A 26,225-nucleotide genomic window follows, 5' to 3' on the forward strand; every position below is an offset into this window, starting at 1 on the left:
AAACCCCACAAATTAGCCATATGAGCGCCGTACCAGGCGGATGAAAGCTATTGTGCCTGTATACTTACTTGAAAAAAAATCAAATACACCATGCTAATCATGAGTTTTATTCAACATGCTTGAAATCCGACATCTCGAGACCCTGAGCGCTATCCGCGACAGCGGCAGCTTGCAAGAAGCCGCCGAGCGATTGCATGTGACGCAATCCGCCTTGTCGCATCAATTACGCGATCTGGAAGTGCGGCTGCAAGTGCAATTACTGAACCGCCGCACCCGCCCTGCTCGCCTGACCACCGCCGCTTTGCGCATCCTGATGCTGGCCGATGACATCTTGCCGCGCGTACGAGCAACCGAGCGCGACTTGCAGCGTCTGGCAGCAGGTCGCACCGGACGTCTTCATGTCGCAATTGATTGCCACTCCTGCTTTCAATGGCTGATGCCTGCGCTGGATGCCTTCAGGCAGCAATGGCCAGATGTCACGCTGGACTTGAGCGCCGCTTTTTCGTTTGCGCCCTTGCCAGCCTTGTTGCGCGGTGATCTGGACGTGGTGATTACCTCCGACCCGCAAGACAATCCGGCCGTACACTACGAGCCCCTGTTTCGCTACGAGCTGGTGCTCGCTGTTTCCAGCCAGCACCCCTTGTCGCAATATCGCTATATAGAGCCGTTCCAACTGACAGATCAGGTCTTGATTAGCTATCCGGTCGAACGCAATCGTCTGGATATTTTTACGCAGTTTTTGACCCCAGCCGATGTGGAGCCCGCTGCGATTCGGCAGGCAGAGCTAACGCCCATGATTGTGCAGTTGGTGGCCAGCCAACGAGGGGTCACCGCCCTGCCCAACTGGGCTTTGACGGAGTTCTTGAACCCAGCCTCGATCCGCACTTGCCGTCTGGGAGAGCATGGCATCTGGCGCACGCTTTATGCCACGGTGCGCAGCGAGGATTTACAGGCGGATTATGTGCAAGCCTTTTTGGCACAGGCACGTGAGACCTGCTTCAAAAGTCTGCAAGGGATTGTGGCGGCTCAGCCTTGAACCATTCAGCAATAGCATAGCTAACTGATAAACAGCGATTGAAGTAGAGGAGATAGACAGGCTGCTGATTCAAGCCGGATCGTCTTCCCAGTCGCCCAATATCTGCTGCAAGATACGGCCCGAAAAACCACGACTGGCCATGAAGCGATATTGCTTGGCGTAGTTGCGGGCATCTTCAGGCGGCGCGCTGAATTTTTTGCCCCATACTTGCTTGGCGCGCTCCAGCTCGGTCGCCATTAATTCTTCTTTGATTACTTCAGTCTGGTGTACATCCACACCATGCTGGCGCAGCTCTTGCAAAATGACTCGGGTGCCCACCCGTGAAGCACGGCGGTTAACTACGCTATGAGCAAACCGTTCGTTGGAGAGCCATTTTTGTTCGACTAAGGTGTCGAGCAAGGCTTCGACTTCTTCCGCGCTTTCCGCGTGGGCTGCCAAGCGGCGGCCCAACTCCAGGCGGGAATACTCGCGTCGAGACAGGAAATTCAAGGCCCTGGCTTTTAAAGACAGCCCGGGCCGTTTGGATGCTGCTTTCTTTTCAGAACCAGGGGACTCGCTTGAGTCGCCCTCTACGCGGCTGCCCGCCCGTGTGGGCTGAGCAGACAGCGCAGCAATACGCTCCCTTTGAGCCTGTTTGCGTTCCCGGATTTCCTCCGGGTCAGTCTCAAAGGGTTCATCATCGAACTCTGGGGGGAAAATCAGGCCTCTCCCTCGGGTGCCGCAGCGGCAGCAGGAGCAGCACTAGCGGGACGGCTGACAGCGGCGCTCATCAAGGCAACACCCAGCTTTTCGCGAACCTTGTTTTCGATTTCACGTGCCAACTCGGGACGCTCTTTCAGGTATTCGCGCACATTGTCTTTACCCTGACCAATGCGGTTGCCGTCGTAGCTGTACCAGGCACCGGCCTTATCGACCACAGCCGTCTGCACGCCCAGGTCGATAATTTCGCCTTCACGGGAAATACCGCTGCCGTACATGATGTCGAACTCGGTTTGCTTGAAGGGAGGCGCAACCTTGTTCTTGACCACTTTAACGCGGGTTTCGTTACCGACCATTTCGTCGCCACGCTTGATGGAACCGATACGGCGAATATCCAGACGCACGGAGGAGTAAAACTTCAGTGCGTTACCACCAGTAGTGGTTTCAGGGTTGCCGAACATGACGCCAATCTTCATACGAATCTGGTTAATGAAGATAACCATGCAATTGGCGCGCTTGATGGTTGCCGTCAATTTACGCAAGGCCTGGCTCATCAGGCGGGCTTGCAGACCGGGCAAGGAATCGCCCATATCGCCTTCGATTTCAGCCTTGGGAGTCAGGGCAGCCACCGAGTCGATCACGATCAGGTCAACCGAACCGGAGCGCACCAGGGCTTCGGTAATTTCCAGAGCCTGTTCGCCAGTATCGGGCTGAGAGATCAGCAGATCGCCCAGGTTCACACCCAGTTTTTGGGCGTACTGCACATCCAGCGCGTGTTCGGCATCAATAAAGGCGCAGGTGCCTTTGAGCTTTTGCATCTCTGCAATCACTTGCAGGGTCAGCGTGGTTTTACCCGAGGACTCCGGGCCATAAATTTCAATAACGCGACCGCGCGGCAAGCCACCGACGCCCAAGGCAATGTCCAGACCCAAGGAACCCGTAGAGACCACCTGGATGTCATGCTCGACGTTGTCGTCGCCATAACGCATGATCGAGCCTTTGCCGAACTGCTTTTCGATTTGCGTCAGAGCGGCGGCCAGCGCTTTGGAACGTTCCGAGGCCACTGCTTTGCTATTTTTATCGTCCATGAAAAATCCTTGACTGTGGAATGGCGCCCCAACGGACGGGCACGGCAATTAAAAATCAAACCTAATTATTGCATCAAATTATACTGTATATATACACAGATATTCAAATAAATTAACTAGGCGCCATCGTTATCCCCTACTGACCAGGCTTACAGCCTTATGCAACAATGCCGAACAGCCGTTAAATCACTTGTTTGTGTAGGGTCATGCGCATACTCATAGCCGAAGACGACAGTATTCTCGCGGATGGACTTTCTCGCTCCTTACGCTACGAAGGCTATGCGGTCGATGTGGTGCACGACGGCGATAGCGCCGACTCGGCCTTGCAACTGCAAAGCTTCGACCTTCTGATCCTGGATCTGGACCTGCCCAAAAAGCCCGGCCTGTCGGTGCTGCAGTCCATACGCCAACGCCAGGACAGCCTGCCCGTTCTGATTCTGACCGCCAGCGACACGGTAGAACAACGCGTGCGTGGCCTGGATCTGGGCGCGGACGACTACATGTCCAAACCCTTTGCCCTGACTGAACTGGAAGCCCGCGTGCGCGCCCTGACGCGTCGCAGTACCGGCACCAGCAGCGCCTTGCTGCATCACAAACGGCTTAGCTTTGATCTGAAAGGCCGCATGGCCTATATAGATAATCAGCCTCTGGAACTGTCGGCCCGCGAAACCAGCTTGCTGGAGATTTTCCTGTCACGCAGTGGCCGCATGATCAGCAAGAACCAGTTTGTGGACCTGCTCTGTGAGTGGGGTGAAGAAGTTACCCCTAACGCCATCGAAGTCTATATCCACCGCCTGCGCAAAAAACTGGAACCCAGCGGAGTCCGTATTCTGACCGTACGTGGCCTGGGCTACTGCCTGGAACCCGAGAAACTGCGAGAAGACGCTCCAGCCTAAGGGATCGTCCATGCAGCACGCTACACCACCCGCCGAATCCAGCAACACCCGCCCGCCCCCCAAGAGCAAGCGCGTGGTACCGCGCCCGTTAATCCACAAGATCATGATCTGGATTTTCGGGCCCTTGTTCTTGCTCTGGACGATCGGGATTGTCATTACCTATTTCATCGCCCAGCACATCGCCAACTCGCCCTATGACCGCACCTTGCGCGATCACCTGGACTTGCTGCGCGTGGAAATCAGCCAGCAGGACGTAAGAGAACCTATTCATTTATCGCACGGGGCTCAAACCATTTTGCGGCAAGAAAGCCCGACGCCTACCCTGTGGCAAATCCGGGATGCCAATGGCGAGCCTATCGCGGGCAATGCCAATTTGCCAGTGCCCGACAGTTGGAGCTATGACACCGACCTGGTGCGCTACCGGGACGTCGCCCTGGACGAACAAAGCCTGCGACTGGCCTATGTCTGGGGCGGCAAGGACAAAAACGACACGCCCTTCCTGGCAGTTGCAGCCGAAACCAATGAACATAGAGCGGTTCTACACAGAGAAATTCTGATCGGGATGCTGACACCGCAATTCATTCTGGTGCCGCTGGCGGCCATGCTGGCGGGCCTGGGGCTGACACATGGTCTGGAGCCGCTGAACCTGCTGCAGGCACGCTTGCGTGCCCGTGCGCCAGGTGATCTTTCACCTGTGGACCAGGAGCAGGCTCCGGCAGAAATTGTGCCGCTTATTGACGCCATGAATGGCTTGTTGGCTCGACAAGCGCAGTTCTCAGCCACGCAACGCCAGTTTGTGGCGAATGCGGCGCATCAATTGAAAACACCGCTGGCGGGGATACGCACCCAGGCTGAACTGGCGCTACGCGAGCGCGACCCCAAACAGACCGAGGCCAGTCTGCAACAACTGGTGCGCGGCACTGACCGTGCCACGCGTCTGGTCACACAAATGCTGGCACTGGCCCGCGCCGAAAGCAGTGATGCGCTCTACGCCCCCACCAAGCAAACGCTGGATCTGAACACCCTGACCGAGCTGCACGTTGGCCAGCGCGTTCCCGATGCCTTGAAACTGGGACTGGACCTGGGTCTGGAGAACAGCTCCAAAGCCATCCTTTTGCAAGCCGACCCGGTTTTGCTGGATGAGCTGATCAACAACTTGCTGGACAACGCCCTGATCTACACACCGGCTGGCGGCTGGATCACCATGCGCACGGGCCAGACACAAGGCAAGGGCTGGCTAGAAATTGAAGACAATGGCCCCGGTATTCCAGCCGAGCATCAGGCACGAATTTTTGACCGCTTTTACCGCATCATGGGCAATCAGGCAGACGGTAGCGGTTTGGGGCTGGCCATTGTGCGAGAGATTGCCGATATTCACGGCGCCTCTATCGACTTTATGCCACTAAGCTCCGGCCAGGAGAGCGGCCTGCGTTTGCGCGTCAGTTTTCCACTGTCTTTGCCTTGGAGGGCCTGAACCGATGTCCCAGACCATCACCGGCCCCGCCCTCCCCAAGATCAAGAACAAGCTGGATGCCCAAGGCCGCAAGGTTATTTTTGCGTCGGCCCTGGGTACCATGTTTGAGTGGTACGACTTTTATCTGTACGGCTCCATGGCCGCCATTCTGGCCCAGCACTTTTTTTCTGCGGTGAATCCTACGGCTGGCTTTATTTTTGCCTTGCTGGCCTTTGCCGCCGGTTTTGCCGTCCGTCCTTTTGGCGCCTTGCTTTTTGGCCGCATTGGCGACCGCGTCGGTCGCAAATACACCTTTCTGATCACTATCTTGCTGATGGGTCTGTCCACCTTTCTGGTGGGCGTACTGCCCAGCTATGAAGCCATTGGTATTGCCGCCCCCATCATGCTGATTGTCTTGCGCTTGCTGCAAGGTCTGGCAATGGGCGGAGAGTATGGCGGGGCCGCGACCTATGTGGCTGAATATGCGCCACAGCACCGCCGCGGCTTTTACACAAGCTGGATTCAAACCACCGCCTCGGTCGGTTTGCTCTTGTCCCTGCTCGTCATTATGGGCATACGCAGCCTGGTGGGTGAAGAAGCCTTTATCGTCTGGGGCTGGCGTATTCCCTTTCTGATTTCCGTCTTTCTGCTGGCTATTTCCGTATGGATACGGATGAACCTGAAAGAGTCCCCGGCCTTTCAGCACATCAAGGAAGAAGGCACGCTGTCGACCTCGCCCATTACCGAGTCCTTTGGCCGCTGGGCCAATCTGCGCATGGCCTTGCTAGCCCTGTTCGGGCTGACGGCAGGCCAAGGGGTGGTGTGGTACACGGGGCAGTTCTACGCCTTGTTTTTCATCACACAAATGCTGGGTTTGCACGCCACGCTGGCCCAAACCCTGATGGTGATTTCACTGCTCCTGGCCACCCCGCTCTTTATCTTTTTTGGCTGGCTGTCAGATCAGATCGGGCGCAAACCCATCATTCTGACAGGCTGTTTGCTGGCCGCCCTGACCTATTACCCAGTCTTCCAGGGCCTGGCCTATTTTGCCAACCCCGCCCTGGTCCAGGCTCAACGCAACGCCCCGGTCACCGTCATTACTGACCCGGCCAGTTGTTCCTTCCAGTTCAATCCGGTAGGCAGCCATACCTTCACCAGTTCCTGCGATATCGTGAAGTCCTATATGGCCAGCCATGCCGTCAGCTACAACAACGTCAAAGGTTCACCCGGCCAGGTGGCCCAGGTGCGCATTGGCGAGCATGTGATTGATGGCTTTGAAGGCGGACACCTTAGCCGCGCCGAATTTGCCCAGCACTCGCAAGAACTTAGAAATGAGCTGACCGAGACCATGCGCCTTTATGGCTACCCGAACGGTGCCGACCCCGCCCAAATCAATAAAGTGATGCTGGTTGTCTTGCTGACCTATCTGGTGGGGCTGGTCACGGCGGTCTATGGCCCCATTGCCGCCATGCTGGTGGAGATGTTCCCGATTCGCATCCGCTACACCTCCATGAGCTTGCCCTATCACATTGGCAACGGCTGGTTTGGGGGCTTTTTGCCCACCCTGTCCTTTGCCATGATTGCCGTTACTGGCAATATTTATGATGGTTTGTGGTACCCCATCCTGATCTGTCTGGTGACTGTCGCGATTGGCGCGCCGTTCGTGCGCGAGACCCGCCATAACGATATCAATCGTTAGCGACACCCTGCACACCCGCCCGTCGCGCCTGTCATTTTTTGCCCCCTGTCAAGCAAATGCAAGGGTCCGTAAATGGCCGGGCGACACAGGAAGATCTGCGCGTACAATCGAACATCGACTCGGGCTTGATGCCCGCCCCCTTTCTTCTGTTTATTTATCTTCGTATCCATGTGGTTTAAGAATCTACGCATCTATCGCCTCTCCCCCGACTGGGTATGTTCCGCCGAAGAGCTGGAAGAAGCTCTTTCCAAACACAGCTTTACTCCTGGCTCCAGCCAGGAACCGCTAAGCCTGGGCTGGGTCAGCCCGCGCGAGAACAATGCCCTGGTGCATGAAGTCAACGGTCAGTACCTGATCGCTCTGCGCGCCGAAAAGAAGCTGCTGCCCACCACCGTGATCAATCAGGTCGCTCGTGAAAAGGCTCGTGATATCGAAGAGCAGCAAGGCTACAAACCCGGCCGCAAGCAAATGAAGGAAATCAAGGAACAAGTCATCGTGGACCTGATGCCTCGTGCCTTCGCCGTCTCGCGCGATACCCGTGTGTGGCTGGATACCCGTAATCACTGGCTGGCTATCGATGCCGCTGCCACGGCCAAGAGCGACGAAGTCCTGGGTCTGCTGGCCAAGAGCGTGGAACCCTTCCCGGTTCTGCCTCTGTACACCGAGGAATCTCCAGGTGCAGCCATGACTTCCTGGCTGGTTGATCAGGAAGCCTTGGCTAACTTCACCGTAGACCAGGATACCGAGCTGCGCTCCACCGGCGACAGCGGTGCGGCCGTACGCTACGTGAAGCAAAGCGCGGATATTGACGAAGTGCGCAAGCACGTCGAAGCGGGCAAGCAATGCACCCGTTTGGCCATGACCTGGGCGGATCGCATCAGCTTCGTGCTGACCGATGCGCTTGACGTCAAACGCGTCGCTCCGCTGGACATCCTGACTGAAAAACAAGACGTGACGGCCGTCAACGATGACGAAATCTTTGATGCCGACATGACCTTGATGACCGCCGAACTGGCCAAGATGATCAGTGATCTGGTCGAAGTGCTGGGCGGCGAGCGCAAGTAAAGCCTGGGCCAGACCGGGCTCAAACCCGGCCAGGGCCGCCCTTCAGGCCAGTTCCTGTTGGGCAGCGCGATAGACACCGGGCGTCATTCCCGTCCAATGACGGAAGGCCCGGTGAAATGTCGCTGGTGAACTGAATTTCAATGCATACGCAATTTCAGCCAGCGACATATCCTTGCGCAGCAATTTGAAAATCGCCAGATCTCGGCGTAACTCATCCTTGATTCCCTGAAACGACAGGCCTTCTTCTTGTAGCCTGCGTATCAGCGTGCGCGCCGACATATGCAATTTTCCGGACACGTCCTGCAAGGTATAACCCAGGTCGGTATGCAGAATTTCCCGCACTTTCAAGCGCAAGGCGTGCTCGTGGTAGGACGTAAAAATCCAGTCACGCGGCGCACGCTCCAGAAAGGCTCTGGCCTCTACCTGAGTACGCTGTGGCCGCACCTGCCCCAGTTCCACGCCAAACAAAATATGAGAGCACGGCGCATCAAAACTGACTGAAGCCGGAAATAGTACCGAATAGTCCGATGCAAAGGCAGGACGCGGAAACGCAAAAGCCACTTGCTGCACCGGCACCTCACGTCCCATCAACCAGGACACGATGCCGTGTGTCAGTTTCAGCATCAGCGCATGGCCAAAACGATGCACATAGGCCGTGGGATAGCGCGGCACCAATTCAATGCCCAACTCCTTGTCTGTGCGTATCAGATTCAGACTGAAATCATCCAGCAGCAGATTCCAGAACTGGGTGAAACGGTACAAGGCCACATTAATGGACGGCGCATCTCGCACGGTACGCACGATGTATTTCAAGGCTCCGGCACGTATGGGCCGAGTCCAGAAGCCCATCATCTCATCACCCGTTTTTCTGGCGCTTTCCTGATACAGGCGCACCAATTGATCACGCGTCAAACGAGCGCCGGGCCGATCAATAAAGTCTTTCACGATGCCCGACTGCTTCAGGCAATGATCCAGCACCTCTTCGGAATAACTGGTGCGCAGGCTGTGAAACCAGTCCTGCACCAGATCCAGCGCCACAGTGGCGGTATGGGCTGCATCAACGGGCACCGGGAGCGTGCCGGGCAAAGCATTCATTTCCTATGACCTCTCAAAGATTGTCACTTTTTGCATATTCGACGTCAGTATTGGCTATTGGGCAAGGTGCTAAACCATCCTATGCTGACACACATAATACAAGGAGACATCACCATGTTAGGCACTGGAAATATGATGCATATGCCCTTGCTCATCAGTTCCATTCTCACCCACGCCGTAGAGAATAACCCTGAGCAGGAGATCGTTACCGCTTTGGACAATGGCGATCTTCATCGCTACAGCTATCTTGAATTCGCCTACCGGGTTCAGGATCTGGCCCTGGGATTGCGCCGTGAAGGCCTGCAGCCCGGCGAACGCGTGGCGACTTTGGCATGGAACACCTACCGCCACCTGGAAATTTACTACGCCACCTCGGGCGTCGGTCTGATCTGTCACACCGTGAACCCGCGTCTGACGCGCGAGCAAATTGCCTTCATCATCAATGATGCCCAAGACACGGTGATGTTCTACGACGAACATTTCGAAGAAATGGTCAGCTATCTGCGCGACCACTGCCCCACCGTCAAGCAGTGGGTACGCATGGGCAGTCAGGCTCAAGGCCCCTTGGCCGACGAATACGAAAGCTGGCTGGGCAATGACACGACGGGCTTTGAATGGCCTGTGTTTGACGAGAATACTGCCAGCGGCCTGTGCTATACCTCCGGCACCACGGGCGATCCCAAAGGAGCGCTGTACACACACCGCTCCACCCTCTTGCATGCCTACGCCTCGTCCCACCCCAATGCCTTGAGCATTGCCAGCGCCGATGCCGTCATGCCTCTAGTGCCCATGTTTCACGTCAATGCCTGGGGCCTGCCCTACTCCGGTTTGATGTCCGGTGCCAAGCTGGTACTACCCGGAGCAAACCTGCAAGGCGAGCGCATTTACTCTCTGTGCGAACGGGCTGGCGTCACCCTGTCTGCCGGTGTTCCTACGATCTGGAAAACCGTGCTGGACTACGCCAAAGCGAACGGCAAACAGTTCAGCACCCTGGGCCGCATTCTGATTGGTGGCTCTGCTTGCCCACCCAATATGATTGCCGCCTGGGCAGGCTACGGCATTACCGTGCGCCACGCCTGGGGCATGACAGAAACCTCGCCGCTAGGCACGGTGTGCCAATTGCTGCCCAAACACAGCGACTTGCCCGAAGCCCAGAAACAGCACGTGCTGGCCTCGCAAGGTCGTGCCCTGTTCGGCGCACGCCTGAAAACCGTTGACGACGAAGGCAATACCTTGCCACGCGACGGCAAGAGCAGCGGCCACCTGCTGATCCAGGGCAACTGGATCATGGACCGCTATTACGGCAAGCCCGATCTGGCCAGTGAGAACGGCTGGTTCCGCACCGGCGACGTAGGCTCCATCGACGCCGATGGCTACGTCTACATTACCGACCGCAGCAAAGATGTGATCAAGTCCGGTGGCGAATGGATTTCCTCAATCGAGATCGAAAACATCGCCATGGAAGAGCCTTTGGTCGAACTGGCTGCCTGCATCGCCCAGGCCGATGACAAATGGGGCGAGCGCCCTGTGCTGTTTGTCGTGCCACGTGAAGGGGCTGATCTGGACGAGGCTCACATGCTGGAACGCTATCAGGATCGCGTCACCCGCTGGTCGGTCCCCGACAAAGTAATTTTCATCGACCAGATGCCCATGACCGCAACTGGAAAAATTCAAAAAATGGCACTGCGCAAGATGCTAGCGGATCACACCGATCCCAACTGATTTGCACTGCTGCCCACGCATTTACGTAACACAAGGAGTTTTTTATGGCCGCCCCTTTCCTGCTCACCACCGAGTTGGACAACATCGGAATTGTCACGCTGAACAAGGCGCACAAGCGCAACGCCCTGGATGAAGATGCCATTGCTGAAATTGATGCGTACTTCTCCAATATTCCCGAGCACATCCGGGTCATTCTGATGAAGGCAGAAGGCGACCACTTCTGCGCGGGTCTGGACCTGAAAGAACACCATGACAAAGAACGCGGCGCGGTAGATTTTCTGCGCGTCTGCCAAAGCTGGCACCGTGCTTTCGACAAGATCGAACACGGCGGCATCCCGGTGATTGCCTGCCTGCAAGGCGCTGTCGTCGGTGGTGGCCTGGAACTGGCCAGCGCCGCACACATTCGCGTGGCCGACAGCAGCACTTTCTTTGCCCTGCCTGAAGGTACACGCGGCATCTTTACCGGCGGCGGCGCTACCGTGCGCACGGCCAAGATCATTTCCCCCAACCGCATGATTGAACTGATGCTGACCGGCCGTGTGCTGGACGCTGTGGAAGGGGAACGACTGGGGCTGGCGCACTACGTGTGCAACAACGACGCCAACCCCAAAACAGCCTATGAGCTGAGCCTGGAACTGGCCCAGCGCATTGCAGGCAATGCCCTTTTGTCGAACTACGCCATTGTCAGCTCGATCAGCCGCATTGCCGACATGTCTGCCACCGACGGCCTCTTTGCCGAGGGCTTGATGGCAGCAGTCGTACAAACCGGGCGGGATGTGCAGGACCGCTTGGGGGAGTTTGTTAATAAAAAAGCTCATAAAGTGAAGCCGACCAAATAACATCGGCCAGGCGGACATGGGCAGTAATCACAACAATACGGAGACAAAACCATGCTGTCGCATCAAGAGTTAAGCCGGGCACTGTCCGGACTACAGGAATATGAGCAACTCAAGTCGCAGCGTCGGCGTCTGGCATTTGCCTGCGCCGGCATCTGCCTGGGGCTGACCGGCCTGTTTATCGTGACGGCCATTTTCTGGCCCGGCGTTTTAACCCATGACCTGGGCAGTGGAGGAGCTGTCAACAGTGGCATGGTGTACGGGATAGGACTGATTTTTGTGTCCTGGTTATTAACTGGCGTCTACATTCACGTCGCCAACACCCGCTTTGACCCGCTGTGCGAGCGAGTACTGGCAAAGGTGCGCCCATGAATACACAAGCCATTCTGATCTTTGCGGCTTTTGTCCTGGTTACCCTGGGCATCACCTACTGGGCCTCGTCGCGCACCCGTTCCAGCTCGGACTTTTACACCGCCGGGGGCGGCATTACCGGCACGCAAAATGGCCTGGCCATTGTGGGTGACTACATGTCCGCCGCCACCTTGCTGGGCATTTCGTCCCTGGCCTTTACCAATGGTTTTGACTCGCTGCTGTATGCGGTCTGCGCCTTCATGGGCTGGCCCGTCATCATGTTTCTGATTGCGGAACGCTTGCGCAATCTGGGCCGCTACACCTTGAGCGACATCGTCTCGTATCGCCTGGACGAACGCAGCACACGTATCTTTACTGCCATCAGTTCGCTGACCGTCGTGTTGTTCTACCTGATCGTGCAAATGGTCGGCGCAGGCCAACTGGTGCAACTGCTGTTTGGCATTGATTACACCTATGCCGTGGTGGCCGTGGGCTTGCTCATGATGGTGTACGTGGTGGTGGGCGGTATGGTGGCAACCACCTGGGTACAGATCATCAAAGCCATTTTGATGATGGGTAATGGCTTTTTGATGGCTGCCCTGGCCATGTGGTATTTCAACTTCGACTTTTCTGCCCTGGTCAGCGCTGCTGCCGAGCATCATCAGGCAGGCGAAGCCATGAAGGGCCCCTGGAAGCTGATGGCCGATCCGTTCTCGGGTCTGTCTTTGGCCGTGTCGCTGGTGTTTGGTATTGCAGGCTTGCCACACATCATGATGCGCTTTTTCACCGTACCCGATGCACGCGCTGCCCGTAAATCGGTCTTCGTGGCGACAGGTCTGATGGGCGTGTTCTTTGTGGTGATCTGCTTTCTGGGTCTGAGCGCCATGGCGATTCTGCCCAAGTTCCCGCAGTTCTACGTGGACGGCAAGGTAGGAGGCATGGTTCTGGGTGGTTCCAATATGCCCATCATGCACTTGGCAACCGCCTTGGGTGGCAACCTCTTGTTTGGTTTGCTGGCCGCCGTCTCCTTTGCCACGATTCTGGCCGTGGTCAGTGGCTTGACGCTGGCGGGTGCCTCCGCGGTGGCCCACGACCTGTACGCCAAAGTCATCCGTCGCGACGACGTCACGCCTTCCCAGGCTATGCGTGTCAACCGTCTGGCCTCGATTGGTATTGGTTTTGTGGCCATTTTCCTGGGCTTGCTGTTCCGCGACCAGAACGTCGCCTTCCTGGTGGCCCTGGCCTTCAGTATTGCGGCATCGGCCAACTTCCCAGTGCTGCTGATGTCCATGTACTGCCGTGACGTCACCACACGCGGTGTTATTGTGGGTGGTCTGGCAGGCTTGCTGATGGCCCTGGGTCTGGTCATTCTTTCCCCTGCCGTATGGGTACGTATTCTGGGTTTCTCCGAAGCCGTCTTCCCGTACGACTTCCCTACCCTGATTTCCATGCCCTTGGCATTCATCACGATTTATCTTGTCTCGAAACTGGACCGCAGCCGCCGGGCCAGCGAGGACCGCGCCGGGTTTGACGCCCAGCAAGTCCGCGCTGAAACGGCAGTGGGTATTGCGGCCGTCTCTCACTGAGTACTTGGTACTCTGGCGGTAGCCCAGCCCGACCGGGTTACCGCCCCTTGTTTTAATTCATCCCAGCAGGAGCATCACCATGACAGAGTTAAACACCCCCGAAATTGCTCACTACATCGGAGGTGGCCAGCAGGCTGGCGCCGGTACGCGTACTCAACCGGTGTACAACCCGGCCACCGGCCAGGTCAGCGCCAAGGTCAAACTGGGTAGCCAGCAAGATATTGACGCCGCCGTGGCCAGCGCTCAGGCCGCTTTCCCCGCCTGGGCTGACACCCCACCGCTACGCCGCGCCCGCGTGCTGTTCAACTTTTTGGCCTTGCTCAACGAGAACAAGGAAAAACTGGCCGCCATGATCACCGCCGAGCATGGCAAGGTTCTGTCCGATGCAATGGGCGAAGTCACCCGTGGTATTGAAATTGTGGAGTTTGCTTGCGGCATTCCCCAACTGCTCAAAGGCGATTTCACCGAGCAGGTCAGCACCAATATCGACAACTGGACCATGCGCCAGCCCCTGGGTGTGGTAGCCGGTATCACCCCGTTCAACTTCCCGGTCATGGTGCCCATGTGGATGTTCCCCGTTGCTATCGCCGCGGGTAACACCTTTGTGCTGAAACCCAGCCCTATCGACCCCAGCCCCAGCCTGTTCATTGCCGAACTGCTGAAAAAAGCCGGTCTGCCCGATGGCGTGTTCAACGTGGTGCAAGGCGACAAAGACGCCGTTGAGGCCCTGGTCAATCACGAGGACGTGCAAGCCGTGTCCTTTGTGGGTTCCACCCCGATTGCCAATCGCATTTATGAAATGGGCGCCATTGGTGGCAAGCGCGTCCAGGCCCTGGGCGGCGCCAAGAACCACCTGGTCGTCATGCCTGATGCCGACATCGACCTGACCGTGGACGCCCTGATCGGTGCCGCCTACGGCTCGGCTGGCGAGCGTTGCATGGCCATCTCGGTGGCCGTGCTGGTGGGTGACTCTGCCGAACGCATCCTGCCCAAGCTGGAAGAACGCACTCGCAGTCTGAAGATTCTGAATGGCACCAACGCTGCCGCCGAAATGGGCCCCATCGTGACCCCTCAAGCGCGCGAACGCATCAGCGGCTGCATCGACAAGGGTGTACAAGAAGGCGCCAAACTGCTGGTGGACGGTCGCCATTTTGACGGCGCCAAAGCCGGTGAAGGTTGCGAGGACGGCTTCTGGATGGGCGGCACCCTGTTCGACCACGTCACCCCCGACATGAGCGTGTATCAGGACGAGATCTTTGGCCCTGTTCTGTGCTGCGTACGCGTACCGGATCTGGCCAGCGCCATTGAACTGATCAACAAGCACCAGTTCGGCAACGGTGTAGCTTGCTTTACCAGCGACGGTAACGTGGCCCGTGAATTTGGTCGCCGTATCCATGTGGGCATGGTTGGTATCAACGTACCTATTCCTGTCCCTATGGCCTGGCACGGTTTTGGCGGCTGGAAGAAGAGCCTGTTTGGCGATATGCACGCCTACGGTGAAGAAGGCGTACGTTTCTACACACGCCAGAAATCCATCATGCAGCGCTGGCCTGAAAGCATCTCCAAGGGAGCGGAGTTTGCCATGCCTACATCCAAGTAAGAACAGACCTGTCGCGCTGAATTGTTGTGCTTAACAGAGCAACTTTTCAGCGCAATGTGCAGCTTAGCGTTTGCACTTGAAGCAGGTTTGAAAACACTAGGATGAAAGACAAAAAGCCGGGGCTCTGAATCAGAGCCCCGGCTTTTTTTAATGCTATCAGGTACTTAATACCCAGTCATATCTGGATTAGTACATGCCATGAAAGACGGCATCCTCAGGGCCAATATGCGATGGCGGATTCCAGGTCACATCGCGCATGGAATGCTGCACCAGCGTTTCCACACCCAGCAAGACGGCAAAGATCGCCATACGCACAGGAATCCCGTTATCTGCCTGTCGGAAAATCGCCAGACGAGGATCGTGGTTCAGGTCCACGCTCAGATCATGAGCGCCTTCACGGCTATCGCGTGGCAACGGGTGCATCACGATCACATCGGGGCCGCAGCAACGGTCAATAATCGCTTTATTGACCTGGAAGTCCGCCGTGAAGCTGCCGTCCTGCCCTTCCTCGAAACGCTCTTTCTGAACGCGTGTGGCGTAAATCACGTCCACGCCAGGCAGGCCTTTTTCCAACGAGGTGGTCTGCTCGATCACGTGCTTACCTTGCTTGGCGACCTGCTCCACAATGTGCTCAGGCATCTCCAGGCCGGGAGGTGCGATCAGCGTGAACTTCAGGCCACGATACATGCCCAGCAGCTTGATCAGAGAGTGCACGGTACGACCATATTTCAGATCACCCACCAGGGCGATATGCGCACCATCCAGCAACTTGCCCAGACGGGAGAATTCGGTGCTGATGGTGTACAGATCCAGCAATGCCTGGCTGGGATGTTCACCCGCACCGTCACCGCCGTTCACCACAGGAATATTCGTGGCACGTGCAAATTCGGCCACAGAGCCTTGCTCAGGATGACGAACCACCATGGCATCCACATAGCCACTCATCACACGGCTGGTGTCGTAAATGGACTCGCCTTTAGCCATGGAAGAAAAGGTAAAGCCGGTGGTGTCACACACCGAACCGCCCAAGCGGCAGAAAGCCGAGCCGAAGCTGACGCGGGTACGGGTGGAGGCTTCAAAAAACAGATTGCCCAGCACTGCACCTTCCAGCACACGCGATACTTTTTGACGACGAGCGATGGGCTGCATGATGTCGGCCAGGCTACACAGCTCTTCCACCGTTTCGCGGGTGAACTGGTCGACGGACAGGAGCTGATGTTTGCCGCCCGTCGCAATACGATCACGCAAGGGACCGGACTGTGCGCTTTGCGCATACTTGCTCAGCAGTGCTTCGTTTTCCACGATTTCCGTGACGAAACGCTGCACAACTTCTGGCATGGCCCGCGACTCCAGGGAGCCTTCAGGCAGCAGCCATGTATCCAGTGCACGACGCTTCACCCCAATACGTGCCGCAAAAACGTCACGAGTCAGGTTCAGGCGACGCATTGCATCACGCAAAAAAACTTGTTGGGAGACGGCCATATCAGCTCTCACTTATGAAATATACGCAATGCGCACATTTTAAGACTATGGCCGATAAAAAAGCGAGGAAGAATTAAGTCTATTGCAAAAAATACAACGACAGTCTACGCAGCGGGCTGGAGTCGCTGCTATCCAAGCATAGTGACCACACCCTAAGGATGCTGCCGATACGGCGTGGTGTAGGGCACGACCTGGTCATTATTAGGAACGACAAGACCGTCGTAGCCTTGCTGGCCGGAGGTGAGCCATTCGCTATGCTGATAGGCAAAATCGGCCAGACCCAGAGTGCCCCATACGCCGATTACAAAAAGAGCCAGACTCAAGGCCAGAAAGAAGGCCGAACAGAAGCCGGGTATCCAGGCCCAGCGACGCCCTGCTTTGGAGTTATGCCACGCCAGGGTCCAATGGCTCCAGCACAAGGCCAGAAACGCCGAGACCAGCCCCATCAGAAAGACGAACAAGGGCAGGCGTAAAAAAGCGGGGACGAAAACGGATCCGATCGCTCCGGTGCCCATCAACATGATGAACAGCAGCGCGGCCCCATGCAGGCCGATCAGAACCCGAAAAGAAAGGATATAAAAAGCAAGACTGCCTGGCGGGGTCACCATACCGACTTTCCTGTTATTAACAAGAGCGGCGGGTTTGCACCCACCGCATTTTCCAAAAAGCCGGACATGAGTAAACCCAGGACCAGGACAGCGTTAAGGCAGCAAGCAGGGCTTACTTCTTGCCGTTGGTTTGTGTCGCTTCTGGACCGGCAATGGCACGAGCAGCGGCCAAGGCATTGGCTTCAGTGCCAACCATGAAAATCAGGCGACCATCTTTAACGGGCGAGCCGTAAGCTGGTGCTGCCAACATGGTGTCACCCACGACCAAAGCCAGACGCTTTTTAGGGAACTGGGTGGTCACTTGCAGCAGGCGCTGAGCCGCTTCAGGTGTCAGATCCAAAGCCAGCAAACCTTCTTTGCTGTCATTGGTCCCGGCTTGCACGCCAACCAGATCCTGACGCACCACCACAGCACGCGGATTCACAAACAAGACACCATTAGGTTGCACGTCGACACGTGCCCAACCCGCTTGTTCCTGGGTATCAGCCAGGAAGATTTGCACGGGCGCAGCTTGCTGCTCGGCACCAGGCTGAACCTGAGCTTGCTGAGCGCCTGTTGCTGGCGTGGAGGGAGTTTGTGTTGCGGCGCTGGAGGTACCAGTTTTATCGCTCGGCTTTTCTTGAACGGTTTGACAAGCGGCCAATGCGACCAGACCAACAGGAGCCAAAATTCGAGCCAGTGTGCGTAAAGTCATCATAGTGAAGTTCCCCCCTCTCTTTACGAAGATTCAGTAAGGATAGCAGTGTATCAGTCATGTAAAAGCGCAAGCGGTTAATCTTTGTTAAAGCTTGTCATTTGCGCACCCCTAATTTGTACGCTGACCTGATCCATTAAGCGACCTTGTTCTGTTTTCAATTCAATGCGCAGCGTCCCCGGTACTAACGGAATTCGCAACTGCGCCCCCTTCCCTGCTTCTACTCCCTGCACCCACCACACCAGAGGCTCGGTAATCTGACCTTGAGCCAGCAATCGCAGTTGCTGATTCTGCGGTGGAATATCCGGGTCCAAGGCGAAAATGGTGCCATTCACCGGCTCGCGGATACGTGCCGGGCCTGCGTAAGACAAATTCACATCGCTTAATTCCACGCGATCAGTCTGGGTTCCATCCACAAAAAACTCTTCGCGGCTGGGTTCGAGAGCGGGCACAAATTCAATTTGGCGAACCTGTACCTGTGCGGGTCTGGCTGTCTGACGGCCGGGGCGCCCTTTATTCAGCACGCTAATAACTTCATGCCAAATCGGTGCCGCGCCGCTCACGCCGGATACATCCTGCATACTTTGACCGGCACTATTACCGACCCAAACGCCGACGGTGTAGTGCTCGGTCCAGCCCAAGGCCCAGTTATCACGCATATCTTTACTGGTGCCGGTCTTGACCGCACTCCAGAACGGTGTGCTCAGGGCGCTGTCCAGACCAAAGGTCAACACACGAGCCTGGCGGTCCGACATCATGTCGCCCACAATCCAACTGGCTCCTGCATCCATCACAGCTTGAAACGTTGCTGCCTGCTGATCCATACGTGTTTGCACAGCCTGCGTCTGCCCCAGATTGGCCAGTGCACGGTAAGCATTCGTCAACTCCAGCAAGGTGACATCCGCACTACCCAAAGCCAGGCTATAGCCATAGAAATCCCCGTCCTGACGCAGATTCAGGCCCAGTGCTCGCAGACGTTCCACCAGATTGGCCGGGCCCAGCATGGTCAAGACACGCACAGCAGGAATATTCAGGGATGAAGCCAAGGCATTGCGAGCACTGACCCAGCCGACAAACTGCTTGTCGTAGTTTTGCGGGATATACAGACCATTGCCCGTGGCCAGGTTCAGCGGCGAATCCTGCAACAGAGAGGCCGCCGTCAACAGGCGTTTTTCGATGGCCATTTCATAAAGAAAAGGCTTGAGGGTGGAACCCGCTTGCCGCAAGGAACGAGCATGGTCGACCTCGGCAGCCTCGGACAGATCGCCACTGGAGCCCACATAGGCCAGCACCTGTCCGCCATGATTATCCAGCACCACCACCGCCGCATCCTGGACACGCGCCGTGCGCAGGTCCAGCAAGTGTCGTCGCATACTAGCCTGCACCCGCATTTGCAGACGTGCATCCAGGGTGCTGCGCACACGCTCACCGGCTTTGATTTGAGGGTTTTGCTCTAGCAGCCAACGGGCAAAATGCGGAGCCAACTGCGCCTGCCCCAAGGGAGGCTGGGCGGCCCGGCGCAAAGCCACCGGCACCAGATTACTTAACTCTCGACATTGTTGAGCGCGTCCCATTTCCTGCAAGGTCAGACACGCTCGGCGCTCGACGGTCAACGCCGAGGCATTGGGGCCGCGTAACAAGACCGCGGCAATCGCAGACTCGCGCGCATCCAGCGCGGTCGCCTGCTTTTGAAACAGGGTGCGCGCCATAGCGTCCACCCCGACCAGTTCCCCCCGGAACGCCACCTGATTCAGGTAGGCTTCCAGAATTTGCGGCTTGGTCCAATTATCTTCCAGTGATTGGGCGGCAACCACCTGGTCCAGCTTTTGCCAGACCGAACGCCCACCCCGACCCCCGACCAGATCTTGATCCATCAGACCGGCCAACTGCATGGTAATGGTGGAAGCGCCCCGACTACGTCCGGCGAACAGACCGTCCCAGGCGGCAGAGCCGACTGACAACCAGTCCACCCCACCATGGGACTCAAAACGGCGGTCTTCAGACATCAAGACCGCCAGTTGCAAGGCCGGGGAAATTTGTTCCAGTGCGACCCAATCGCCGCGCCGTTGCGCGAAGTCCAGACGCACACGCTGAACAAGTTCCCCCTGGCGATCCAGCACCTGCACATCGGAAGATCGATAAGCCTGACGAACTTCCTCATAGCTGGGCATGGCTTGCCCGGGACTGGCCCACAGGGCCAGTCCCAACACCAGCAGTCCTGCTTTAATTGGCTGGTGCATCCACAACTTCCAGAACTTGCTCATTAGGCCAGACGGCAAACACATCAGGCTCGTACAGGGCTTCAGCACGGCTGGCTGGCAGCACAAACTGACCCACTGTATTCAGACGCACCGTGTAGCTGACTTCAGTGGTGCCTTCTTCAAAGCGCTCGTAGTAAGCACGGTAGCCATCAAAGCGGCGTTCGATAAAGCTGGGCCACTGACCGGACTGTTCTTCACCAGCGGTTGCCATGGCGGAGTCACGACCCAGGCCGCTGCCCAGGATAGTGGCACCAGCAGGAACCGGATCCGACACGACCACCCAGTTTGCCTGGCCCTGAGCCTTGACCTTGATCTTCACACGCATGATGTCACCACGACTCCATACGCCTGGCTTGGCCTGCTCAACCGCTTCAATCTGACGCTCCATGCTCAAGCCCGCGGAGATCGGCTTGCTCACAGGCACCGCTGCCAGGGAACGGACTTCGATCCAGGCCTTGCCGTCACCCATTTGCTCAACATTCAGGTTTTCAGGCTGATCGCCGTGCCAAGGCACGTCAATCTTGGAGGAACGTACGCCCTGACCGTCCGGGTTCAGCATGTCCCAATCCACAACCTGAGCCGTTTCAGAACCCAGAATCACCATGGACTGACCGCTAGGGGACTGTTCGTGATCACGGCTGAACAGCTCAATGGCCAAGCTGCCAAAGAGGTTTTCCGTGGTCATGCGCCAGGCACCACGCTGCTGCTCGGCCAAGAGACCTTGCGCCAGACGAGGCATATCTTCTTGCCACTCTGGCATTTCATTGACCAGAAGCATCAAGCGGGCCTGGTTGGTCACACGGCTGGTCATGTCCCATGGGTTGCCATTCAGCGCATCATCACCAAAGACCAGACGAGTGCCACGGCTGATCAGGCGCGCCTGAATCAAGCCCAGCGCTTCTTTACGTGTCTGCTCGGCTTTCTTGATACCTGGCAAACGCTGAGTCAGATCCACCCAGGCCAGCAGGATTTCCGTTGGCCAGCTTTGCAGATTCAATTCCACCGAATCCAGCATATTGACGCGGGCACGATCGTACTTGGCCAGGACGGTCGTCGCACGAATCACCTCGATATCCCGCTCTTGACGAGAAACCGTGTGCATATTCGGGATACGACCATTCACCACATTTTCCAGACCCTGCAGCATCTCGTTGCGGAAACCGGCCGGGATGGGGTAGTTCAGGCCAATGGATTCAGCAATGTAGCTGATATCCAGGACGTAGCTGGTCAAGACACGGCTGCCCCAACCGTAGTTGCTGGGGAAGTAACGCAGCAAACCATTCGGGTCCATATAAGAAGGCATGCGCTGCATCAGGCCAGCCCAGGCTTCCTCGGAACGCAGGCCCATATAACGCGAGGCTTGCTGTTCAAAGCAGGTGTAGGGATAGCGTTCAAACCAGGCACGCACCCCTTCCATACCGCCGCCCAAGGAAGAGCGGAACAGCATTTGCAGACCACCTTGAACCACACCTTTCTCGTTCTTCAAGGCACCGGCCGGAGCTTGCACCGACATATTCAAGGGCTGATCGATACCGACAGCAACCAATGTGCCCTGCTGAACGCTAATGGGGGTCGCCGTAAAGACTTCCTGCTTGATCGCCAGGCTGTCTTTCACTGCTTTACCCGTTGCACCGGCCTGCTGAACTTCCTGTGCATCCACCGTCCATTCCATCTGATGCGAAGTCGCCGAACCGCTGGAGACAGGAACCTTCATGGGCCAGGAAACGACTTTGGCCGAGCCCGATGCCAATTCCACAGTTTGCTCTGGCAAGGCCGAGGAAGGCAGACCTTTACCGTGGTACTTTGCCGTTACCTTCACAGTCATGGCGCGCGGGCTGCTGTTACGCAGCGTCACTTGAGCCTGGTAATCATCACCTTCACGAGCAATGGCAGGCAAACCGGAAATGATCTGCAAGTCTTGAGTCGTGACGATCTGAGCGGAGCCGCTACCAAAACGGTCACCGGCCAAATCGGCCACCGCCATGATGCGGTATTGGGTCAAGGAGTCATTCAGCGGCACGGTCACCGTAGCGCGACCCTGAGCATCCAGCTCCACATTGCCCTTCCACAACAACAAGGTGTCCAGCAATTCACGAGTGGGGCTCTTACCGCCGCCACCACCGGCTGCGACAGCCTTGCGACCATAGTGACGACGACCCACGATTTCAGACTGCGCCGTGGCGGTCTGCACGTTGTAGCCGCGCAAGGCACGCATGGCCGTCAACAAGTTCCAGCTATTGTTGGGGCTCAATTCCAGCAAGGCCTGATCCACCGCTGCCAAGGCAACAGAGGCACCGGCTGCGGGTGTGCCATCCGACTTCAGAACCTGAATCTCGACTTTGGCCTGTTCGCGAATCGCGTACTGGCTGCGGTCGGTTGTCACCTTCACATCCAGAGCATCTTGCTGACTGCTGACTTCAATGCCAGTCAGACCGAAACGGTAGCTAGGCTTGGACAAGTCTACGGTTGTGGTCGGCGCAACAAACTCGCCACCGCCTTCCGAATAAGCCTTGTACCAATTCAAAGGCTGACTCCAGCCCCAGCTAAAGAAGGAGTACCAAGGCACTTCACGCAGACGGCCACGCAAGACCAGCACGGACACGTACACGTTCGGGCCCCACTCGGGCTTGATCTCTACGCTGACGTTAGGGCTGTCACCCTCCAGTTGAACGACTTGAGCCTGCAAGACGCCTTCACGCTCCACGGCCACCAGGGCTGTGGCTTCACGGAATGGCATGCGTACCTGGAACTCGGCTTTATCGCCGGGAGCCCAGGTCTTTTTGGCAGGGATCACGTCGATACGGTCATCATTCTGACCACCGAACCACATATAGCCCGAACCGCTGACCCAGACGCTGCTGGCAGCAACCGACTCACGGCCTTCGTCATCACGTGCAACGGCACGCAGTTCGACCTGACCGCCCTTCTCCAGCTTCACGTCACACTGCACCAGACCTTGCTCATCGCTGCGACCTTCGCAGATTGTGCCCAGGTCTTCACGCTGCTCCTGGTTGTCATAGCTGTAGAAGCCACCCACCATGCGCTTGCGAATCGAGAAACGCTGTACGTTAGCGGCTTCAATGCGCACTGGCACGTTCTTCAATGGCTTGCCATCCGGGCTCAAGGCAAGGGCCGAGAGCTTGGTGGACGAACCGGCGGCTAACCAGCTACCAGCACGCAAACCGGCCACCACATCCGCAGGCCATACCGCCACGGTTTGGGTCAGGGTTTGGATCTCGCCATTGGGATCTGCAAATGTGGCTTCCACCAGGAACTCGGAAGCCCGATCCACAGCGGGCAGGCTATCCAGCTTGGCACGCAAACCACCTTGGGCATCCAGTTGGAAGCGCTGCTTGTTCAAGAACACGCGCGATTCCGAGGCGTCAGACTGCTCGCTCTTTTCAGGAGGAGCAAAGCTGAAATCGTCGTAGGCACTGAACGAAGGCGATTGACTACGCACCACGGCCGACAACTGCACGGGCAGGAAGTCAGCCGGACCACCCGACAGATATTGCAACTGCACATCAGCCTGCATCTCTTTGGGTTTCACCAGATAAGGACGATCCTGGCCATCACCCAGCTTGATGCTGCCGCCCAAAACGGGCAGCTTGAATTCTTCAACACGGAACTCACCGAAGTTGAAGTACTGGTTCTCACCTTCTGTACGCAGACGGTAAACGCCCAGCTCGGCATCCTTGGGGATCTTCCAATCGGTCAGCGCAAACACGCTGCCCGCTGCTGTTTTCTGCCATTTCAGGGGCAGTTCAATCCGCTTGCCGCTGCCATCATGTTCGACGATCATCGTGTCAGGATAACGAGCAGGAGCCTTGAAACCTTCGCGTACGCGTTCACGTACGTAATGCTTCATGTGTGCCACTTCACCTGCACGGAACAGGCTGCGGTCCATGACGGTGTGAGCGATAGGCTCATCACTGCCACCCCAGCTATAAGGCACGTTAAAGCGCCATGGCTCAATACCCGAATTCCACTCGCTCAAGGCAAAGCTGAATTCATCTTTACCACGCGCCATCGGATTGTTTTTGTCGATCCGGGCCGTCACAAACAAACCGGACAGGCCGGTGTCGTTGCAATAGTCGGACGTTCCGACTGCATGTGGATGATGGAACACCCCATCCTTATCCGTTTCGCCAACCACCAGTTCATCACCACGGCAGTTCATGACACGAATTTTGGCGCCTGGAACCACTTTGGCATCATCCAGGGTCGTGACCCAGACCAGCAGATCGTCGCCGCCTTTTTTGATGTGCACACCCAGGTTCGTCACCAGGACCGAACTGCGCACATACATGGTGCCTGCCGACTCCAGCAAGGAGGCACCCAGACGTGGGGACGCCACTTCCAGCACATGGAAGCCAGGGTCTTTCAGAGGCACACCGATCAGCTCAAAAGGACGTTCGTCTTTTTGATCCATGCCCGGCAGATCCAGCTTTTTAACTTCCTTGCCGATCAACAGCGGCTGACCACGCAAGTCCAGTTGGCCGGACTCATCAACAGGCGCGGTGATGTGGAAGTCTTGATCCATGAGGTTGCGCAGATGCTCTGCACTGACCATCCAGGAATAGTCCAACTGACGCAAACGGGAATACCAGGCCAGGACTTCTTTATCGTCCGTCACGGCCATCGCTCCGACCTGACCGGCCGAGACCAACATTTGCTCTGTCGTCAGATTCGCTTCTACATTACGCAGGCTCAAACCGATGGCGGGCGGATCGGAGTCATCCGAACCGTCACGGTCGGCATGGCCGAAACGCTCGACAATCCCGAAAGGCTCAACCGCAAACTTCACCAGCGGCGGGTAAGTCGTGGTGCTCATGCCATTGGCCAGGACCTGCGGATTCTTCAGGCTGCGGCCTGCATCATCGGTCAGGTTGTCCGGGATTTTGACCGTCAGCTTGGCATTTTCAGGGAAAGGTCCTTCGAAACGCACGTATTGGCTGGGGCCACGATCTTGCCAGGCCTCATCGCTATCAGACTTGGGTTCCCAAACATCTTTACCGGCTTGCAAACGGATCTGACGCACATACTCGTACGGAACCGGTGCGGAGAACTGAACACCAAAGCTGCCTACGGGTGTGCAAGGTGCTTCGGCACGTTCGCGCATGCAAGAAAGCGAAGCGGTGAACTCGGGGCGCACGCTGAAATCGTAGGTATAACGGTCCGTATTGGGAACGCCCTTACGATTTTCAATTTTCGTCATGATGCCCGGTTCCAGCACCACGGACACGCTGGCGTCTGCAGGCAAAGGACGTGCACACTGAACGGCTTGGTAACGCTCGTCTACCTCGTCCACATAGAACTCGGCGCGAACCATGGCGTCGCGCTCGGCACCTTCAATGGCTTTCAGTCCAATACGCTCGCCAATACCCTCTACCCGGCAATAGCCGTTCTTGACTAAAGAGGCGGTATTAACAGGCGCATTGAAGTTGAATAGAAAGACCTGGTCTTCATCAATAATGTTGTAATACGGGCGGTTGCTTTCCAGAATGGCGCCGCCGGAATTAAAACGATATTGGGCCGGTCCGCTAATCGCTTCATTATTAATGCTGCGAAAGCTTGTGGACACGACGGCAGTACAACTCAAGCCTGGGCCTGGTCGCTCATCGAATTCGTAAATCCAACGGCGGGAATCCAGCCAACGGCCTTGACCGACTGCCGCAGGATCATCACACTGCACCTGCACGGGAGCAGGCAGTTGCGAATCCCCGAAATGAACAGCGGGCGTGGCAAAGGTGACTTTGACATCCCGCAAATCAGACGTCGCCCCTTGAGGCGAAAAACTGCTTATCGTAATGGCTTGGGCGCTACTGACGCCCAGCAAGAACATCAAACCCAGCAAAGACTGGCGATGCATCGTTCTTCCCCTATGGAATGTGCTATTTTCGGCGCCAGTTTAATAGAAATCAGGGGCTCTGAGCGTGTCTAAAAGGCCCTATAACTGCATAAAGAATGCCACCAAGTGCAACAGAAAAAGACACTCGGGTTTAAATATGCTTGTCACTGTGAAAAAAGGCGTTTTGGGTATTTGAAAGTAAA

The 26,225-nt window shown here is 56.7% G+C and carries 18 protein-coding genes; 10 read left to right on the forward strand and 8 right to left on the reverse strand.

The features are described 5' to 3' along the window. Positions 1-115: 115 nt before the first annotated feature. Positions 116-1,036, forward strand: coding sequence for a LysR family transcriptional regulator (locus JYG33_RS05590; RefSeq protein ID WP_207875033.1), 921 nt, complete (start codon positions 116-118; stop codon positions 1,034-1,036). 69 nt (positions 1,037-1,105) lie between these two features. Here the strand turns inward: JYG33_RS05590 and recX are convergent, their stop codons facing one another. Beyond that, the gene (recX, locus tag JYG33_RS05595) at positions 1,106-1,525 is read right to left on the reverse strand and encodes a recombination regulator RecX (RefSeq protein ID WP_243430284.1); all 420 of its coding nucleotides are present in this window, start codon (positions 1,523-1,525) and stop codon (positions 1,106-1,108) included. Between the two features lie 209 nt (positions 1,526-1,734). Further along, positions 1,735-2,823: a recombinase RecA gene (recA, locus tag JYG33_RS05600; RefSeq protein WP_207875034.1), complete on the reverse strand. Its 1,089-nt coding sequence runs from the start codon at positions 2,821-2,823 to the stop codon at positions 1,735-1,737. Positions 2,824-3,029: 206 nt separating this feature from the next. Between recA and JYG33_RS05605 the strand changes: the two genes are divergently transcribed. From JYG33_RS05605 to JYG33_RS05620, 4 genes are all read left to right on the forward strand, one after another. Then, positions 3,030-3,719 (forward strand): response regulator transcription factor, encoded by a 690-nt coding sequence (locus JYG33_RS05605; RefSeq protein ID WP_207875035.1) that lies wholly within the window; start codon positions 3,030-3,032, stop codon positions 3,717-3,719. Between the two features lie 10 nt (positions 3,720-3,729). After that, the gene (locus JYG33_RS05610; protein ID WP_207875036.1) at positions 3,730-5,193 is read left to right on the forward strand and encodes a sensor histidine kinase; all 1,464 of its coding nucleotides are present in this window, start codon (positions 3,730-3,732) and stop codon (positions 5,191-5,193) included. Between the two features lie 100 nt (positions 5,194-5,293). Next, complete coding sequence (locus JYG33_RS05615; RefSeq protein ID WP_243430336.1) at positions 5,294-6,871, forward strand: MFS transporter; 1,578 nt, start codon at positions 5,294-5,296, stop codon at positions 6,869-6,871. A 168-nt stretch (positions 6,872-7,039) separates the two neighbouring features. Continuing rightward, a complete protein-coding gene (locus JYG33_RS05620; RefSeq protein ID WP_207875037.1) occupies positions 7,040-7,936 on the forward strand; it encodes a recombination-associated protein RdgC in 897 nt (298 codons plus the stop codon). Between the two features lie 42 nt (positions 7,937-7,978). On the opposite strand, the gene JYG33_RS05625 is transcribed toward JYG33_RS05620, so the two are convergent. After that, a complete protein-coding gene (locus tag JYG33_RS05625; RefSeq protein ID WP_207875038.1) occupies positions 7,979-9,031 on the reverse strand; it encodes an AraC family transcriptional regulator in 1,053 nt (350 codons plus the stop codon). Between the two features lie 114 nt (positions 9,032-9,145). Between JYG33_RS05625 and JYG33_RS05630 the strand changes: the two genes are divergently transcribed. The 5 genes from JYG33_RS05630 to JYG33_RS05650 all read left to right on the forward strand — a co-directional run bounded on the left by JYG33_RS05630 (position 9,146) and on the right by JYG33_RS05650 (position 15,126). Further along, positions 9,146-10,753, forward strand: a complete 1,608-nt coding sequence (locus JYG33_RS05630) for a long-chain-fatty-acid--CoA ligase (protein WP_207875039.1) — start codon at positions 9,146-9,148, stop codon at positions 10,751-10,753. A gap of 44 nt (positions 10,754-10,797) precedes the next feature. Next, positions 10,798-11,592, forward strand: coding sequence for a crotonase/enoyl-CoA hydratase family protein (locus JYG33_RS05635; protein ID WP_207875040.1), 795 nt, complete (start codon positions 10,798-10,800; stop codon positions 11,590-11,592). A 51-nt stretch (positions 11,593-11,643) separates the two neighbouring features. Continuing rightward, positions 11,644-11,961: a DUF485 domain-containing protein gene (locus JYG33_RS05640; protein WP_207875041.1), complete on the forward strand. Its 318-nt coding sequence runs from the start codon at positions 11,644-11,646 to the stop codon at positions 11,959-11,961. After that, entirely contained in the window at positions 11,958-13,526 is a 1,569-nt protein-coding gene (locus JYG33_RS05645; RefSeq protein ID WP_207875042.1) for a sodium/solute symporter, read from the forward strand. The genes JYG33_RS05640 and JYG33_RS05645 overlap by 4 nt, the downstream gene beginning before the upstream one ends. A gap of 79 nt (positions 13,527-13,605) precedes the next feature. Further along, positions 13,606-15,126: a CoA-acylating methylmalonate-semialdehyde dehydrogenase gene (locus tag JYG33_RS05650; protein ID WP_222667172.1), complete on the forward strand. Its 1,521-nt coding sequence runs from the start codon at positions 13,606-13,608 to the stop codon at positions 15,124-15,126. Positions 15,127-15,312: 186 nt separating this feature from the next. Here the strand turns inward: JYG33_RS05650 and JYG33_RS05655 are convergent, their stop codons facing one another. The 5 genes from JYG33_RS05655 to JYG33_RS05675 form a co-directional block, all read right to left on the reverse strand. Beyond that, the gene (locus JYG33_RS05655; RefSeq protein WP_207875043.1) at positions 15,313-16,608 is read right to left on the reverse strand and encodes an aspartate carbamoyltransferase; all 1,296 of its coding nucleotides are present in this window, start codon (positions 16,606-16,608) and stop codon (positions 15,313-15,315) included. Between the two features lie 152 nt (positions 16,609-16,760). Continuing rightward, positions 16,761-17,216, reverse strand: a complete 456-nt coding sequence (locus JYG33_RS05660; protein ID WP_207875044.1) for a hypothetical protein — start codon at positions 17,214-17,216, stop codon at positions 16,761-16,763. 112 nt (positions 17,217-17,328) lie between these two features. Beyond that, entirely contained in the window at positions 17,329-17,913 is a 585-nt protein-coding gene (locus JYG33_RS05665; RefSeq protein WP_153230365.1) for a hypothetical protein, read from the reverse strand. 74 nt (positions 17,914-17,987) lie between these two features. Continuing rightward, on the reverse strand, positions 17,988-20,150 hold the full coding sequence (gene pbpC / locus JYG33_RS05670) for a penicillin-binding protein 1C (RefSeq protein WP_207875045.1): 2,163 nt from the start codon (positions 20,148-20,150) through the stop codon (positions 17,988-17,990). Then, a complete protein-coding gene (locus tag JYG33_RS05675; RefSeq protein WP_207875046.1) occupies positions 20,134-26,043 on the reverse strand; it encodes an MG2 domain-containing protein in 5,910 nt (1,969 codons plus the stop codon). The genes pbpC and JYG33_RS05675 overlap by 17 nt, the downstream gene beginning before the upstream one ends. Positions 26,044-26,225: the final 182 nt, after the last annotated feature.

It is taken from the genome of Alcaligenes sp. SORT26 (assembly GCF_017377875.1).
Taxonomy (GTDB): domain Bacteria; phylum Pseudomonadota; class Gammaproteobacteria; order Burkholderiales; family Burkholderiaceae_B; genus Alcaligenes; species Alcaligenes parafaecalis.